The 14,301-nt window shown below is 71.1% G+C and carries 16 protein-coding genes and 2 tRNA genes; 2 read left to right on the top strand and 16 right to left on the bottom strand.

What is annotated here, in order from left to right; genetic code table 11:
* Positions 1-33: 33 nt before the first annotated feature.
* Genes ruvB through ruvC form a run of 3 tightly spaced genes read right to left on the bottom strand, consistent with a single transcriptional unit; the run spans position 34 to position 2,230 of the window.
* Positions 34-1,098 carry a Holliday junction branch migration DNA helicase RuvB gene (ruvB, locus tag QM572_RS04070; protein ID WP_415090297.1) on the bottom strand — a complete coding sequence of 355 codons (1,065 nt, stop codon included), beginning with the start codon at positions 1,096-1,098 and terminating at the stop codon, positions 34-36.
* A gap of 11 nt (positions 1,099-1,109) precedes the next feature.
* Entirely contained in the window at positions 1,110-1,706 is a 597-nt protein-coding gene (gene ruvA / locus QM572_RS04065) for a Holliday junction branch migration protein RuvA (protein ID WP_415090295.1), read from the bottom strand.
* On the bottom strand, positions 1,703-2,230 hold the full coding sequence (ruvC, locus tag QM572_RS04060) for a crossover junction endodeoxyribonuclease RuvC (RefSeq protein ID WP_415090293.1): 528 nt from the start codon (positions 2,228-2,230) through the stop codon (positions 1,703-1,705). The genes ruvA and ruvC overlap by 4 nt, the downstream gene beginning before the upstream one ends.
* Before the next feature lie 118 nt (positions 2,231-2,348).
* Here ruvC and QM572_RS04055 point away from each other — a divergent pair, with 118 nt between their 5' ends.
* Both QM572_RS04055 and QM572_RS04050 read left to right on the top strand, forming a co-directional pair.
* A complete protein-coding gene (locus QM572_RS04055) occupies positions 2,349-3,143 on the top strand; it encodes an alpha/beta fold hydrolase (protein ID WP_415090291.1) in 795 nt (264 codons plus the stop codon).
* A gap of 43 nt (positions 3,144-3,186) precedes the next feature.
* Positions 3,187-3,555: a DUF427 domain-containing protein gene (locus QM572_RS04050; protein WP_415090289.1), complete on the top strand. Its 369-nt coding sequence runs from the start codon at positions 3,187-3,189 to the stop codon at positions 3,553-3,555.
* A 10-nt stretch (positions 3,556-3,565) separates the two neighbouring features.
* On the opposite strand, the gene QM572_RS04045 is transcribed toward QM572_RS04050, so the two are convergent.
* The 13 genes from QM572_RS04045 to QM572_RS03985 form a co-directional block, all read right to left on the bottom strand.
* Positions 3,566-4,333 (bottom strand): YebC/PmpR family DNA-binding transcriptional regulator, encoded by a 768-nt coding sequence (locus tag QM572_RS04045; protein WP_415090287.1) that lies wholly within the window; start codon positions 4,331-4,333, stop codon positions 3,566-3,568.
* Positions 4,334-4,344: 11 nt separating this feature from the next.
* Positions 4,345-4,947 (bottom strand): pyridoxal 5'-phosphate synthase glutaminase subunit PdxT, encoded by a 603-nt coding sequence (gene pdxT / locus QM572_RS04040; protein ID WP_415090285.1) that lies wholly within the window; start codon positions 4,945-4,947, stop codon positions 4,345-4,347.
* The gene (pdxS, locus tag QM572_RS04035) at positions 4,944-5,846 is read right to left on the bottom strand and encodes a pyridoxal 5'-phosphate synthase lyase subunit PdxS (protein WP_415090283.1); all 903 of its coding nucleotides are present in this window, start codon (positions 5,844-5,846) and stop codon (positions 4,944-4,946) included. The genes pdxT and pdxS overlap by 4 nt, the downstream gene beginning before the upstream one ends.
* A gap of 27 nt (positions 5,847-5,873) precedes the next feature.
* On the bottom strand, positions 5,874-6,509 hold the full coding sequence (gene pgsA, locus QM572_RS04030) for a phosphatidylinositol phosphate synthase (RefSeq protein ID WP_415090281.1): 636 nt from the start codon (positions 6,507-6,509) through the stop codon (positions 5,874-5,876).
* Positions 6,510-6,612: 103 nt separating this feature from the next.
* Positions 6,613-7,410, bottom strand: a complete 798-nt coding sequence (locus QM572_RS04025; RefSeq protein WP_415090279.1) for an inositol monophosphatase family protein — start codon at positions 7,408-7,410, stop codon at positions 6,613-6,615.
* Positions 7,407-7,976 carry an HIT family protein gene (locus tag QM572_RS04020; protein WP_415090277.1) on the bottom strand — a complete coding sequence of 190 codons (570 nt, stop codon included), beginning with the start codon at positions 7,974-7,976 and terminating at the stop codon, positions 7,407-7,409. Before QM572_RS04020 ends, QM572_RS04025 begins: the two co-directional genes overlap by 4 nt.
* On the bottom strand, positions 7,973-8,689 hold the full coding sequence (locus QM572_RS04015) for a TetR/AcrR family transcriptional regulator (RefSeq protein WP_415090275.1): 717 nt from the start codon (positions 8,687-8,689) through the stop codon (positions 7,973-7,975). The genes QM572_RS04020 and QM572_RS04015 overlap by 4 nt, the downstream gene beginning before the upstream one ends.
* Before the next feature lie 6 nt (positions 8,690-8,695).
* On the bottom strand, positions 8,696-10,435 hold the full coding sequence (locus QM572_RS04010; protein ID WP_415090273.1) for an FAD-dependent oxidoreductase: 1,740 nt from the start codon (positions 10,433-10,435) through the stop codon (positions 8,696-8,698).
* Positions 10,436-10,456: 21 nt separating this feature from the next.
* Complete coding sequence (locus QM572_RS04005) at positions 10,457-11,464, bottom strand: AurF N-oxygenase family protein (protein ID WP_415090271.1); 1,008 nt, start codon at positions 11,462-11,464, stop codon at positions 10,457-10,459.
* Between the two features lie 155 nt (positions 11,465-11,619).
* Complete coding sequence (thrS, locus tag QM572_RS04000; RefSeq protein WP_415090269.1) at positions 11,620-13,569, bottom strand: threonine--tRNA ligase; 1,950 nt, start codon at positions 13,567-13,569, stop codon at positions 11,620-11,622.
* 56 nt (positions 13,570-13,625) lie between these two features.
* Positions 13,626-13,850, bottom strand: a complete 225-nt coding sequence (locus QM572_RS03995; protein ID WP_415090266.1) for a hypothetical protein — start codon at positions 13,848-13,850, stop codon at positions 13,626-13,628.
* 188 nt (positions 13,851-14,038) lie between these two features.
* Positions 14,039-14,110 (bottom strand) — tRNA-Val (locus tag QM572_RS03990).
* Positions 14,111-14,155: 45 nt separating this feature from the next.
* Positions 14,156-14,226 (bottom strand) — tRNA-Cys (locus tag QM572_RS03985).
* Positions 14,227-14,301 lie beyond the last annotated feature (75 nt).

Genomic DNA, 14,301 nt, shown 5'->3' with positions numbered 1-14,301 from the left:
ATCACGAACCGGCCACCCGGATGGGCCGACGGGTCAGTGTAGCCAGCCCTGCGGCGAGATCCCGTCATCGGCCAGGCCCAGGTGAGCCCATCCCGCCGGGGTGGCGATGCGCCCGCGGGGGGTGCGTGCGAGGAAGCCGGTGCGCACGAGGAAGGGCTCGGCGACCTCCTCGACCGTCTCGCGCTCCTCGCCCACGGCGACGGCGAGGGTCGAGAGGCCGACCGGGCCGCCCCCGAACCGCCGGCAGAGTACGTCGAGGACGGCTCGGTCGAGACGGTCCAGGCCCAACGGGTCCACCTCGTAGAGCTCCAGCGCGGACCGGGCCACCTCCAGCGTGACCACCCCGTCGGCGCGGACCTGGGCGTAGTCGCGCACCCGGCGCAGCAGTCGGTTGGCGATCCGGGGGGTGCCGCGCGAGCGGCCCGCGATCTGGGCGGCGCCCTCGTCGGTGAGCCGGACGTCGAGCAGCCCGGCGCTGCGGCGCACGATCAGCTCCAGCTCGCTCGCCTCGTAGAACTCGAGGTGGCCGGTGAAGCCGAACCGGTCGCGCAGCGGGCCGGGGAGGAGGCCGGCGCGGGTCGTGGCGCCAACGAGGGTGAACGGCGGGATCTCCAGCGGGATCGAGGTGGCGCCGGGGCCCTTGCCGATGACGACGTCGACCCGGAAGTCCTCCATCGCCATGTAGAGCATCTCCTCGGCGGGCCGGGACATGCGGTGGATCTCGTCGACGAAGAGGACGTCCCCCTCGTTGAGCCCGGAGAGGATGCTCGCGAGGTCGCCGGCATGGGTGATGGCCGGGCCGCTGGTGAGCCGCAGGGGCGAGCCCATCTCGGCCGCGATGATCATCGCCAGGGTGGTCTTGCCGAGTCCGGGCGGCCCGCTGAGCAGGACGTGGTCGGGAGCGCGCTCGCGCCGGCGGGCGGCCTCGAGCACCAGCCCGAGCTGCTCGCGCACGCGGGCCTGGCCGACCACCTCGTCCAGGGTGCGGGGACGCAGGGCGGCCTCGACCGCGCGCTCGTCGCCCTCGGCCTCGGCGGCCACGAGCCGCTGGAGGTACTCCCCCTCGGCGGCCTCCAGGTCGTCTTCGTGGAACGGCATGGCTCCTCCGCCTAGGCCTTGGAGAGGATCTGGAGCGCGGCCTTGAGCAGGGCGCTGACGTTGGGCGCGCCCGCGGGGTCGGGCACCGCCTGGACGGCACGGTCGGCGTCCTTCGCGGCGTAGCCCAGGCCGGTGAGCGCCTCGGTCACCTGGTCGCGCCAGGCCGCGACCGCCGTCGTGACCGGCGAGGCCGCCCCGCCGCCGACGGGCGGGCCGAGCCGGTCCTTGAGCTCGAGGATGATCCGCTGGGCGCCCTTGAGGCCGACGCCGGGCACGCGGGTCAGGGTCTTCGCGTCCTCGGTCGCGACCGCCGTACGCAGGGCGTCGGGCTCGAGCACCGCGACGATCGCCTGGGCGAGCTTGGGGCCCACGCCCTGGACGGTCTGGACGATCTCGAAGATCGACTTCTCCTCCTCGCTGGCGAACCCGAAGAGCGTCAGTGAGTCCTCGCGCACGATGAGCGCGCTCGGGAGGGTCGCCTCGGCGCCGGTGCGCAGGCCGGCGAGCGTGGAAGGGGTGCAGAGCAGCTCGAGCCCGACGCCGCCGACCTCGATGACGGCGCTGGAGAGCGTGACGGCGGCGACCCGGCCGCGGACGTGGGCGATCATCGGCGCGCCCCGTCGGCCGTACGAGCCAGCGCCGCCTCGAGGCGGGCGGTGGCGCCGCCGCGCCAGATGTGGGTGATGGCCAGGGCGAGCGCGTCGGCGGCGTCGGCGGGCCTCGGCATCGCGTCGAGCCGGAGGATGCGGGTGACCATCGTCCCCACCTGGGCCTTGTCGGCCCGGCCGTTGCCGGAGACCGCGGCCTTGACCTCGCTCGGGGTGTGCAGCGCGACGGGGACGCCGCGCCGGGCGGCGCAGACCATGGCGACGCCACTGGCCTGGGCGGTGCCCATGATCGTGGAGACGTCGGAGCGGGCGAAGACGCGCTCGATCGCCACGGCGTCGGGGCGGTACTCGTCGAGGCGGGCCTCGATGCCCGCCTCCAGCTGGGCGAGCCGCTCCCAGACCGGGAGGGTGGACGTCGTACGGATCACGCTGACGTCGACGAGCGTCAACGGTCGCCCGACGGATCCCTCGACCACTCCCGCGCCGCAGCGGGTCAGGCCGGGATCGATTCCCAGCACGCGCATCCGTCCTCCCAACGAGGTGTGTCGAACGTGTGTTCTAGGACGACCCTAGCCCCACCCGTACGACGTCAGGCGCATGACACGCGGAACCGCCCGCGTCGCGACGTGGGACAGTGGCGTCATGACGCGCACCTGGGACGACGCCGCACCACTCCACCGCGGCGGCCACGGCGAGCCACTCGTGCTGCTGCACGGGGTCACGTCGACCTGGCACGCCTACAAGCCGGTGATCGAGGCGCTCGAGCAGGACTTCGACGTCATCGCGCCGACCCTGCCCGGCCACCTCGGCTGGCCCTGGCCGGACGGCTCCTCCCACGGCATCGCCGCGATGGGCGACCTGATCGCCGACCGGCTGGCCGAGCTCGGCGTCGAGCGTCCGCACCTGGTCGGGAACTCGCTCGGCGGCTGGATCGCGCTCGACCTCGCCGCACGCGGGAAGGCCCGGAGCGTCACCGCCCTCTCCCCTGCCGGCGGCTGGAGCTTTCCGTTGGACGTCGGCCCCGTCTTCCTGCCCGCGCAGGCAAAGATCGCGGAGATGCGCCCGCAGGCCGCCGAGATCCTGGCCGACCCCGAGCGCCGCCAGCGGCTGATGCTGCCCTACCTCGAGCACGGCGAGCGGGTCCCGCCGGCCGACGCCGTGCTCGGCTGGGACGGCGTCCTGGCCGTCGACACGCTGCCGGAGATGCTGGCCGCCTTCCCGGAGCCGGTGCTCGCCCCCGTGCCCGAGTCGGTGCCGGTGAGCATCGCCTGGGGCACCGCCGAGCGGCTGCTGCCCGAGAGCCTCGGCGCACCGGGCTGGCTGGCGGCGGCGCCCGCCGCGATCACGAGCCGCATCGAGGGCGCCGGTCACATGCCGATGTACGACGCCCCCGACGCCGTCGTCGAGCTGATCCGCTCCACCGCGGCGCGCGCCTGACCGTCGTACGCGCGCGCAACCAGGGGCGCGGGACGATGGCGGTATGACGAAGCCGCACCTCGAGCCCGGACCCGACCACCCGATCACCGTGCACCCCACGGGGTCGCGCGTGGTCGTCACGGTCGGCGACACCGTGCTCGCCGACACCACCGAGGCGCTCACGCTCCAGGAGTCGACCTACCCGGCGGTGCAGTACGTCCCACTGGCCGACGTCGACGCCGCCCGTCTGCGACGCACCGGCACGACGACGTACTGCCCCTACAAGGGGGACGCCGGCTACTACGCCGTCGTCACCGACGACGGTGAGCTGCCCGACACGGTGTGGTTCTACGAGACGCCGTATCCGGCGGTCGCGGAGATCGCCGGGCACGTCGCGTTCTACGCCGACCGGGTTGCCGTCAGCGTCGGCTGACCGCGCCGGATCAGGCGTCGACGGCCTCGAGGACCTCGTCGGGGATGTCGGCGTTGGAGAAGACGTTCTGCACGTCGTCGAGGTCGTCGATCGCGTCCACCAGGCGCATCACCTTGGCGGCGGTGTCGGCGTCGGCGACCGGGATGTCCATCGTGGCGACGAACTCGACGTCGGCCGAGTCGTAGTCGAGCCCGGCCTCCTGGACCGCGGAGCGGACGGCGACGACGTCGGTCGGCTCGGAGATGACCTGCCACGCCTCGTCGAGGTCGTTGACCTCCTCGGCGCCGGCGTCGAGCGTCGCCTCGAGAACCGTGTCCTCGTCGACGTCCTTGCCCTCCTGGGACTTGGTCAGCACGACGATGCCCTTGCGATGGAACAGGCGGGAGACCGAGCCGGGGTCGGCCATCGTGCCGCCGTTGCGGGTCACGGCGGTGCGGACCTCCATCGCGGCGCGGTTCTTGTTGTCGGTGAGGCACTCGACGAGCAGCGCGACGCCGCTCGGCCCGTAGACCTCGTACATGATCGTCGTGTAGTCGACGCCGCCGCCGTCGAGGCCGCCGCCGCGCTTGCGCGCGCGCTCGATGTTGTCGTTGGGGACCGACTGCTTCTTCGCCTTGTAGATCGCGTCGAAGAGCGTCGGGTTGCCGGCCGGGTCGGGACCACCCAGCTTGGCCGCGATCTCGATGTTCTTGATCAGCTTCGCCCAGAGCTTGCTGCGCTTGGCGTCGATCGCGGCCTTCTTGTGCTTCGTGGTCGCCCACTTGGAGTGTCCGGACATGGCTCCAGATCCTACTGAGCCGCGATCAGGTCGAGGAAAAGCCGGTGCAGTCGTCCGCGTCCGGCCTCGGGGCCGACCTCGGGGTGGAACGACGTGGCCATCAACCGTCCCTGGCGTACGGCGACGGGGTGCTCCCCCGCGCGCGCCAGGACCTCCACGCCCGGACCGACCTCCTCGACCCACGGCGCGCGGATGAAGACGGCGTGCACGGGTCCCTCCACGCCGCTCACGGAGAGGTCGGCCTCGAAGGAGTCGATCTGGCGGCCGAAGGCGTTGCGGCGGACGGTGAGGTCCAGGCCCCCGATCGTCTCCTGTCCGGACACGCCGTCGAGGATCCGGTCGGCGAGCAGGATCATCCCCGCGCAGGTGCCGAACGCCGGCAGGCCGCCGCGGATCGCGTCGCGGAGCGGGTCCAGCAGCTCGAAGGTCCGCGCGAGCTTGGCGATCGTGGTCGACTCGCCGCCGGGGAGCACGAGGCCGTCGATGGTGCCGAGCTCGGCCGGCCGGCGTACGGGAACGGCCTCGGTCCCCAGGGCCGAGAGCGTCGCCAGATGCTCCCGCACGTCGCCCTGGAGCGCGAGGACGCCGATCCGGCGCTGGGTCCGCTGGGTCACCAACCGCGCTCGGCGAACTGGATCGACCGCGCGGGCTCGTCGACGTTGATGCCCACCATCGCCTCGCCGAGGCCCCGGGAGACCTTGGCGACCACGTCGGGGTCGTCGTAGAACGTGGTTGCCTTGACGATGGCCTCCGCGCGCTGCGCGGGGTTGCCGGACTTGAAGATGCCCGAGCCGACGAAGACGCCCTCCGCGCCGAGCTGCATCATCATCGCCGCGTCGGCGGGCGTCGCGATGCCGCCCGCGGTGAAGAGCACGACCGGGAGCCTGCCGGCCTCGGCGACCTCGCGGACCAGCTCGTAGGGGGCCTGGAGCTCCTTGGCGGCGACGAACAGCTCGTCCTCGGGCAGCGAGGAGAGGTGGCGGATCTGCTTGCGGATGGTGCGCATGTGGGTGACGGCGTTGGAGACGTCGCCGGTGCCGGCCTCGCCCTTGGAGCGGATCATGGCCGCGCCCTCGGTGATCCGGCGCAGTGCCTCGCCGAGGTTGGTCGCGCCGCAGACGAAGGGCACCGTGAAGGTCCACTTGTCGATGTGGTTCTCGTAGTCGGCCGGCGTGAGCACCTCGGACTCGTCGATGTAGTCGACGCCGAGGCTCTGGAGCACCTGGGCCTCCGCGAAGTGGCCGATCCGGGCCTTGGCCATCACCGGGATGCTGACCGCCGCGACGATGCCGTCGATCATGTCCGGGTCGCTCATGCGCGAGACGCCGCCCTGGGCGCGGATGTCCGCCGGGACGCGCTCGAGCGCCATGACGGCCACGGCGCCGGCGTCCTCGGCGATCTTCGCCTGCTCCGGCGTGACGACGTCCATGATGACGCCGCCCTTCAGCATCTCTGCCATGCCGCGCTTGACGCGCGAGGTGCCGACGACGGTGTCCGTGGTGCTCTCAGCCATACCCCGAATCGTAGGCCCCGGGCGCGGCTAGCGCAGAGGCAGGCCCGCCGCCTGCTTGTAGACCACCCACACCCGCTGGACGACGGTGACGGTGCTCGCGATCGCGAGCGCCCAGAGGGTGATCTCCATCAGCCAGTGGCCCCACGACCAGCCCCAGTCCGAGAACAGGCCGGTGAAGCCGGTCATGACGAGGATCGCGACCAGCCGGTCGGCGCGCTCGGCGATGCCGACGTGGGCGTCCAGGCCGAGGCTCTCCGCCTTCGCCCGCGCGTACGACGTCACCGACCCCATCACGACGCACCACAGCGAGAGCCCGAGGTAGAGGCCGCTGTCGCCCGGGCCGGCGAAGTAGAGCACCAGCGCCCCGAAGATCGCGCCGTCGCCGATCCGGTCCAGCGTGGAGTCCCAGAACGACCCGAAGAGGGAGCTGCGCCCGAGCTTGCGGGCCATGGCGCCGTCGATCAGGTCGCTGAACACGAAGGCGGTGATCACCATCGTGCCCCAGAAGAGCTCGCCACGCGGGTAGAAGCCGAGGGCTCCCCCGGCGACGCCGAGGGTGCCGACGAGCGTCACCGCGTCCGGGCTCACCTTGAGCGCGATGAGGAGGTTGATGATCGGGGCGAGGACGACGCCCTGCCAGAACGCCTTGAACCTGTCCAACATGGTGCGCTCAGGCTAGGGCATGCGCTGGGAGGAGTCCCCGGTTAACCGGGGACTGGGGAACTTCTCGGGGGGCATGCCGGCCGAGAAGTTCCCCAGTTGCCTGTTAAGTCTCGCCAAGCGCGGCGACGGCCTCGGCGACCGCGGTGGGCGCGCCGATCAGGGTCCAGGTCCTGCCCGCGGACTCCACCTGTCGCGCCGCTCCCCCGACGCCCAGCACCAGCGCCTGGCCCGGGAGCCGGTCCCACAGCGGGACGGTGTGCTGGCAGAAGACGTGGAGCTGGCCCTGGGCGACGGCCGCGAGGTCGAGCGACCCGGCGCCGAGCACCCGCTGGGTCGCCGCGCGGCTGACGACCCGCTGGTGCGCGTCGCCGACCTCGCCGCCGTACCACGGCGGATGGAGGTAGGTGGTGACGCACGAGGTGGCGAGCGGCCGGTCGGCGATCGGCTCGAGCGGCACCCCGTTGCGGGTCGAGCCGAAGCCCGGGCCGCCGACGTAGAGCGCGTCCTCGGCCGGGTGGTAGACCGCGCCGAGCACGAGGTCCGGCTCCGACGAGCCGTCGACGAGCGCGAGGGCCGAGCACCACCACGACAGCCCGCTGACGAAGTTGTAGGTGCCGTCGACCGGGTCGACCACCCACCGGCGCCCGCTGGCGCCGTCCCGGGCGGCGCCCTCCTCGCCGAGCACGCCGTCCTCGGGACGCTCGGCCGCGAGCCGGTCGACGATGAGCGCCTCCGCGGCCCGGTCGGCGTCCGTGACGACGTCGGTGATCGAGGTCTTGGTGTCCGTCGAGACGCCCGCGGCCCGCATGTCCGCGGCGAGCCGGCCCGCCGAGCGCACCAGCTGGCCGGCGAGCTCGATGTCCGCGGCCGGCACGGGACTCGTGGAGCCCGGAGAGCTCATGCGTGCTCGTCCCAGGCCTCGGCCAGCAGGGCGCGAGTGTCGCCGAGCAGCTCCGGGAGGGTCTTGGTCCGCCCGATGATCGGCATGAAGTTCTGGTCGCCCACCCAGCGCGGGACGACGTGCTGGTGGAGGTGGGCGGCGATCCCGGCTCCCCCGGCGACGCCCTGGTTCATGCCGATGTTGAAGCCGGGCGCGGCGGAGACGGCGCCGATCGCCCGCACCGCGGTCTTCGTGAGCGCCGCGATCTCGTTCGACTCGTCCTCGGTGGTGTCGACGTAGCCCGGGATGTGGCGGTAAGGGCAGACCATGAGGTGGCCCGGCGAGTACGGGAAGAGGTTGAGCACGACGTACGCCGTCGTCCCCCGGTGCACGATCAGGCCCTCGTCGTCGGGCAGTGTCGGGATGCGGCAGAACGGGCACTGCTCCTCGGTGTGGTCCGCGGGACGGCTCTCGCCACGGATGTAGGCCATCCGGTACGGCGTCCAGAGCCGCTCCAGCTGGTCGGGCTCGCCGATGCCGTCCTGACGCAGCGTCCGACGGGGGGCATCGCCGCTCGACTCGCTCACGTGGGCAGGCTACCGGCGTCGGCCACGGCGCCGGTGAACTCCTCCGCTCGCATCTCGCGGCTGAGCGCGACGCCGAACCTCAACGCGTGGCCCTGCACCACGAACCACACCGAATCGCTGACCAGCTCGGTCACCATGGCGGCGCTCAGCGTGCGGTCCGGCTTGGAGATCCACCGGCGCACCGTCGAGAAGGCGGCGCCGACGATGCCGTAGACCATCGCGTCGAGCACGGCGCGACCGCCGTCGAGGGGCTCCGCCGGGAGCGCGAGCACGAGCAGATCGGTGATCTGCTCGGCCAGCCGCTCGAGCCCGACCTCGAGCGGTCCGTTCTCGTGGCTGCTGTCGTGGTCGGCCAGGCGGTGGAGCGCCGGGTGCTCGACGGCCCAGGTGACGTAGGCCTCGATGATCCGGCGAATGATCTCGGGGACGGTGCCCTCCAGCACCACCTGGGGCAGGAGGAGGTCCCACACCTGGTCGAGGATCTCGGCCTGGACGGCACGGTCGAGGTCGGCGCGGTCGGAGAAGTGGCGGTAGACAACCGTGCGGGACAGCCCGGCGCGCTCGGCGATCTCCTGGACGTGGATCTCCACGCCCGGCTCGCTCTCCTGCGCGGTCTCGATCGCCGCCGCGATGATCTGACGGCGGCGCTCCTCCTTGTGCCCGTCCCAGCGGGTCTGCCGCCCGTCACGGGCTCCCCGAGAATCGCCCGCCATAGTCGATCAGCTCCGTCCGACGCCTACGCTGGCGCCGACCCCGACGCCCGCTGCCACGGCACTGCGGACCAGCCGGCCGGGCGTGCGGACCAGCCGCGTCGCCGACACGATCGGGCCGCGCTTGTCGGCGGCCGCTACCCGCAATGCCTCATCCACGTCGACGATCTTGACACGAACTCGGCCCTCAGCGGCGCCACGCCGCCGTTCTTCTCGCTCGATGGCCTGCCAGCCGGCCAGATCGACGTAGTGCGGCTGGCGGCGTCGTACGAGCGCGGCGACGGTCTGCGCGTTGCCCGCCGCGGCCGGGACGGCCCCGGCGTCGAAGTCGTCGAGGATCGTGGAGACCGTCTCCTCGGAGTCGGTCTTGTTGGTCCCGATGAAGCCGTTCGGCCCGCGCTTGACCCAGCCCGACACGTAGACGCCGGGGCTGACCCGTCCGGCGTCGTTGGGCACGGTCCCGGTCCGCTCGTCGTAGGGCAGGCCGGCGACGGGAAGCCCCTTGTAGCCGACGGCCCGCAGCACGAGCCCGGCCTCGATCGTCTCGGTCTCCCCCGTCGGCACGGCCACCGTGCGGCCGGCGTCGTCGAGCGTGAGGGTGTTGCGGCTGACCACGACCCCGGTGACGCGGTCGGTGCCGGTGATCTCGATCGGCGAGGCGAGGAACGTGAGCACGATGGTGCGCTTGGCGGGGTCGACCGGGCGACTCTGGAAGTCCCGCAGGAGCCGGGACTTGGTGTCGTCGCCGACGATCTCGACGCCGCCGGTGTCGACGACCACGTTGATCGTCGGGTTGCCGTGGAGGCCGACGAGCTCGGGGACGGTGAAGGCGGCCTCGGCCGTGCCGCGCCGGCCGAGGATGACGACCTCGCGCACCGAGCTGCGGCGCAGCTGCTCCAGGGGCAGCGCGGAGATGTCGGTGGGCGCGAGGACGTCGACGTCCTCGGTCAGGATCCGGGCGACGTCGAGGGCGACGTTGCCGTTGCCGACCACGACCGCTCGGCCCGCCCGCACGTCGTCGAGCGGGACGGCGAGGTCCTGGCGGTCGGGGTGGCCGTTGTACCAGGCCACGAAGTCGGTCGCCGAGACCGATCCGGGGAGGTCGTCGCCGGGCACCGCGAGCGCCCGGTCGGAGGCGGCGCCGACGGTGTAGATCACCGCGTGGTAGTGCGTGGCGAGATCCTCGTGACTGAGGTCGGCGCCGACCTCGACGTTGAGGAAGTACCGGAAGCCCGGCTGGCGCTCGATCTTCTTGAAGAGCTTCTGCACCTGCTTGGTGTGCTGGTGGTCGGGCGCGACGCCGAAGCGCACGAGCCCGTACGGCGTCGGCAGGCGGTCGTAGACGTCGACCGTGATCTCCGGGTGCTTCAGCAGCTCGTCGGCGGCGTAGAGCCCGGCGGGGCCGGCCCCCACGATGGCGACGCGGAACGGGCCGTCCACCTCGAGCCGGCGCTGCGGGGGCACGATCGCCAGCGGCGTGCGGTCAGCGTGCGGGAAGACCTCGAAGTACTCCGCGTTGAGGGTGAGGAACGGCTGCTGCTCCACGGTCAGCGTCGTGTGGGGCACGATCGCGTCCGCCGGGCATGCCGTCGTACACGCTCCGCAGTCGACGCACGACGCCGCGTCGACGTAGAGCATCTCCGCCTCGGCGAACCCGGGCTCGCCCGGCGCGGGGTGGATGCAGTTGACCGGGCAGGCGATCGTGCAGGAACCGTCCGAACAGCAGGACTGGATGACGACGTGTGGCACAGGGGGTCAATCGTGCTGGTGTCAGTGCGTCGCCGAGGCCGGCTCGCCCCGGAAGCGCGCGACCTTGCCGTCGATGCCGAAGAGCTTCCACAGCGGACGGTAGACCGGCGTGCGGATGCCGAGCTCGTCGGCGAGCGCCCGGACGTCGGTGAAGAGGTCGCGCAGGATCTTGTCGGAGTCGTCGGAGTCCCACCAGATCTCGCGGGCGACCTCGTCGGGGATGCCCATGTCGCGCTGCGCCTGCTTGCTCGGCACCATGATGACGTCGCACAGCACCCGCATGATGACGGGGAAGGCCGCCGAGAAGAGCTGGCGCCGGGCGAAGGACAGCTCGGGGACGTGGTGGAGCATCCACTGGTGGGCGAAGCCGATGTGGCGGGCCTCCTCCGCGATGTGGATCTGCATCACACGGTCGATCAGCGGGTGGCTGCCGCCGGCGCGCATGATCGACTTCTGGAGGTGGTCGATGGGCTCCTCGCCGGCGAGGATGCCGGTGAAGAAGATCTCCGGGAGGAGCGATCCGGCCGCGGCGATGAGCGGGAAGATCACCTTGAAGTAGGTCGGAGCCCCGGCGACGTCGACTCCCGAGCCCTCCTTGAAGCGGTTGACCGCCTCCTGGAACATCTGGATGTGGTGGGTCTCCTCGGTGACCTCGTGCATCGAGTAGCGGAACTCGGGGTTGCCGTTCTTGGCCCACACGTTGTGGTTCATGATGCCGGCGATCAGCACCATCTCGAACTGCGAGCCCACCTTCGCGATCTGCGCGTAGCGGTAGCCGCCGATCTCGATCTGGCGCTGCTTCGGGAGCGTCTTGTACCAGGGGTGACGGCCGATCTCGTCGGCGTCGTTGAGGATGAGGCGCTCGTCGTTGTCGATGATGGCCATCGCGGGGTCGTCCCAGGCGATGTCCTTGAACGCCTGGAAGTGCTGGTCGACCGACGCCTGCGAGAGCGTTCGGAGCGTCTCGTAGTAGTCCTGGTGGCCCTGCGCGGCGTGTGCCGTCTTCTTCTCGGGCTGCACTGCGGTCATGTCGCTCACCTTTCGACGCTGAACTGTGACGCTGGTAACTCGTACGAGGTCCGTACCCTCGGTACGTTAATGCGATACCGGCCGCTTAACAAGAGTTAGCGCGACATGGCGTCACATCAATTTTTCGGGCCGGTCGAGACCGTCGGCCGGACCGGTCAGACCTGCTCGTGCGCGGCGATCGCGGCCACGATCCGCTCGATCGCCTGGTCGACGGGGACGCCGTTCTCCTGGCGGCCGTCGCGATACCTGAAGCTCACCGCCCCGCGCTCCACATCCTCACCGCCGGCGATGAGCATGAACGGTACCTTCTGGAGCTGCGCGTTGCGGATCTTCTTCTGGAATCGGTCGTCGGACTCGTCAACCTCGACCCGCACGCCCTGAGCCTTCAGCCGCTTCGCGATGTCGTAGAGGTAGTCGGCGAAGGTGTCGGCGACCGGGATCGCCTGGACCTGCACCGGCGCCAGCCAGGGAGGGAAGGCCCCGGCGTAGTGCTCGACGAGGACGCCCATGAACCGCTCGATCGAGCCGAACTTGGCGCTGTGGATCATCACCGGCTGGTGCTTGGTGCCGTCGGGGCCGGTGTACTCCAGCCCGAAGCGAGCGGGCTGGTTGAAGTCGTACTGCACGGTGCCCATCTGCCAGGTGCGGCCGATGGCATCCTTGGCCTGGACCGAGATCTTGGGGCCGTAGAACGCGGCGCCGCCCGGGTCGGGGACGAGCTCCAGGCCGGTCTCGGCGGCGACGTCGCTCAGCACCTGGGTGGCGACCGCCCAGTCCTCGTCGGAGCCGACGAACTTGTCCTTCCTCTTGTCGTCGCGGGTCGACAGCTCGAGGTAGAAGTCGTCGAGACCGAAGTCCTTGAGCACGCTGAGCATGAAGCTCAGCAGGTGCTTGACCTCGGCCGGCGCCTGCTCCTGGGTGACGTAGGAGTGGGAGTCGTCCTGGGCGAAGCCGCGCACCCGGGTGAGGCCGTGGATGACGCCCGACTTCTCGTAGCGGTAGACGTGGCCGAACTCGAAGAGGCGCAGCGGCAGCTCGCGGTAGGAGCGCCCGCGGCTGGCGAAGATCAGGTTGTGCATCGGGCAGTTCATCGCCTTCAGCTGGTAGTTCGCCCCCTCGAACTCCATCGGCGGGAACATCGTGTCGGCGTAGTAGGGCAGGTGGCCGCTGGTGTGGAAGACGCCGTCCTTGGTGATGTGCGGGGTGCCGACGTACGAGAAGCCCTCCTCGATGTGGCGACGGCGGACGTAGTCCTCCATCTCGCGCTTGATGATCCCGCCCTTGGGGTGGAAGACGGGCAGGCCCGAGCCGATCTCGTCGGGGAAGCTGAAGAGGTCCAGCTCGCGCCCGAGCTTGCGGTGGTCGCGCCGCTCGGCCTCCTCGAGGCGGTGGAGGTGCTCGTCGAGGGCCTCGCTGGACTCCCACGCGGTGCCGTAGATCCGCTGGAGCTGCTTGTTCTTCTCATCCCCACGCCAGTACGCCGCGGCGGACCGCATCAGCTTGAAGGCGGGGATCCGCCGGGTGGTCGGCAGGTGCGGGCCGCGGCAGAGGTCCTTCCACGCCACCTCGCCGTTGCGGTCGAGGTTGTCGTAGATGGTGAGCTCTCCCCCGCCGATCTCGGCGCTGGCGCCCTCGACCTGCTCCTCGGTCGGGGTGTCGTCGCCGTCCTCGCCGGCCCCGCTCCCCTTGAGGCCGATCAGCTCGAGCTTGTAGGGCTCGTCCTTCAGCTCGATGCGGGCGTCGTCGTCGGTGGTGACGCGGCGGGAGAACTTCTGGTTGGCCTTGATGATCTTCCTCATCAGGCTCTCGATGCGGGCCAGGTCCTCGGGCACGAACGGCGTCGGGACGTCGAAGTCGTAGTAGAAGCCGTCGGTGACCGGCGGCCCGATGCCGAGCTTGGCCTCCGGGAAGAGCTGCTGCACGGCCTGCGCCATGACGTGGGCGGTGGAGTGGCGCAGGATGTCGCGGCCGTCCGCGCTGTCGATCGCGACCGGCTCCACCTCGTCGCCGTCGGCGACGTCGTACGACAGATCCTTCAGCTGCCCGTTGACCCTGGCCGCGATGACGTCCGGGTTGTCGGCGTACAGCTCCCATGCCTTGCTCACCCGCCGATGCTATCGACCGCGGCGGGCCGCGCCCCAACGGGTTGCGGGCCGCTGCCTCAGCGCCAGTGGCCCTTCGTGCACTTGTATCGGCGGCCGGTCGAGCTGTAACCGTACTTGCCCTTCGACTTCGAGGGGCAGAACTGACCGCCGCGGATGCACGTGCCCGTGCTCGTCTTGGTGCACGAGACGGTCGACAGGGCCGCGTGAGCAGGCGATGGGGAGAGGAGCGCGAGCCCGCTGAGCGCGAGGGTCGCGGCCACGGAGGCGACGAGAGGCTTCATGGTCGGGACGCTAGGTCGGGACGGCGCCGCTCCAGGGCGGGATGGCGGAAAGCTGGCCGATGGGCCCGCACCGCCTAGCTCGGGCGGCCTACGCGATCGAGGACCTTCGTCCCGCCGGCGAGGCCGGCGCCGCTCGACGCAAACGGCCCCCGACGTCGCGTTTCCGCGGGTCGGGGGCCGTTCGGCTGTGGACGATACTGGGTTTGAACCAGTGACCTCTTCCGTGTCAAGGAAGCGCGCTACCGCTGCGCCAATCGTCCCGAGGGTGATGCTGGTGTTGAGTTGTGGTGGGCTGTCGGTGCTCGAGGTGGGTACGGGATTTGAACCCGTGTACACGGATTTGCAGTCCGTTGCCTCGCCTCTCGGCCACCCCACCCTGGAGGCTGCTGCCAGGAGAGAATCCTCCGAGCGGACGACGAGGCTCGAACTCGCGACCTCAACCTTGGCAAGG

Source organism: Nocardioides sp. (assembly GCF_047607365.1).
Taxonomy (GTDB): domain Bacteria; phylum Actinomycetota; class Actinomycetes; order Propionibacteriales; family Nocardioidaceae; genus Nocardioides.
Note: the sequence above shows the minus strand (reverse complement) of the source record. Positions and strands in the feature narration are given on the sequence as shown.

Excerpts from the sequence above, each read along its gene's own strand:
- ruvB (WP_415090297.1), bottom strand. The coding sequence starts at position 1,098 with ATGCCGTTCCACGAAGACGACCTGGAGGCCGCCGAGGGGGAGTACCTC.
- ruvA (WP_415090295.1), bottom strand. The coding sequence starts at position 1,706 with ATGATCGCCCACGTCCGCGGCCGGGTCGCCGCCGTCACGCTCTCCAGC.
- ruvC (WP_415090293.1), bottom strand. The coding sequence starts at position 2,230 with ATGCGCGTGCTGGGAATCGATCCCGGCCTGACCCGCTGCGGCGCGGGA.
- QM572_RS04055 (WP_415090291.1), top strand. The coding sequence starts at position 2,349 with ATGACGCGCACCTGGGACGACGCCGCACCACTCCACCGCGGCGGCCAC.
- QM572_RS04050 (WP_415090289.1), top strand. The coding sequence starts at position 3,187 with ATGACGAAGCCGCACCTCGAGCCCGGACCCGACCACCCGATCACCGTG.
- QM572_RS04045 (WP_415090287.1), bottom strand. The coding sequence starts at position 4,333 with ATGTCCGGACACTCCAAGTGGGCGACCACGAAGCACAAGAAGGCCGCG.
- pdxS (WP_415090283.1), bottom strand. The coding sequence starts at position 5,846 with ATGGCTGAGAGCACCACGGACACCGTCGTCGGCACCTCGCGCGTCAAG.
- pgsA (WP_415090281.1), bottom strand. The coding sequence starts at position 6,509 with ATGTTGGACAGGTTCAAGGCGTTCTGGCAGGGCGTCGTCCTCGCCCCG.
- QM572_RS04025 (WP_415090279.1), bottom strand. The coding sequence starts at position 7,410 with ATGAGCTCTCCGGGCTCCACGAGTCCCGTGCCGGCCGCGGACATCGAG.
- QM572_RS04015 (WP_415090275.1), bottom strand. The coding sequence starts at position 8,689 with ATGGCGGGCGATTCTCGGGGAGCCCGTGACGGGCGGCAGACCCGCTGG.
- QM572_RS04005 (WP_415090271.1), bottom strand. The coding sequence starts at position 11,464 with ATGACCGCAGTGCAGCCCGAGAAGAAGACGGCACACGCCGCGCAGGGC.
- QM572_RS03995 (WP_415090266.1), bottom strand. The coding sequence starts at position 13,850 with ATGAAGCCTCTCGTCGCCTCCGTGGCCGCGACCCTCGCGCTCAGCGGG.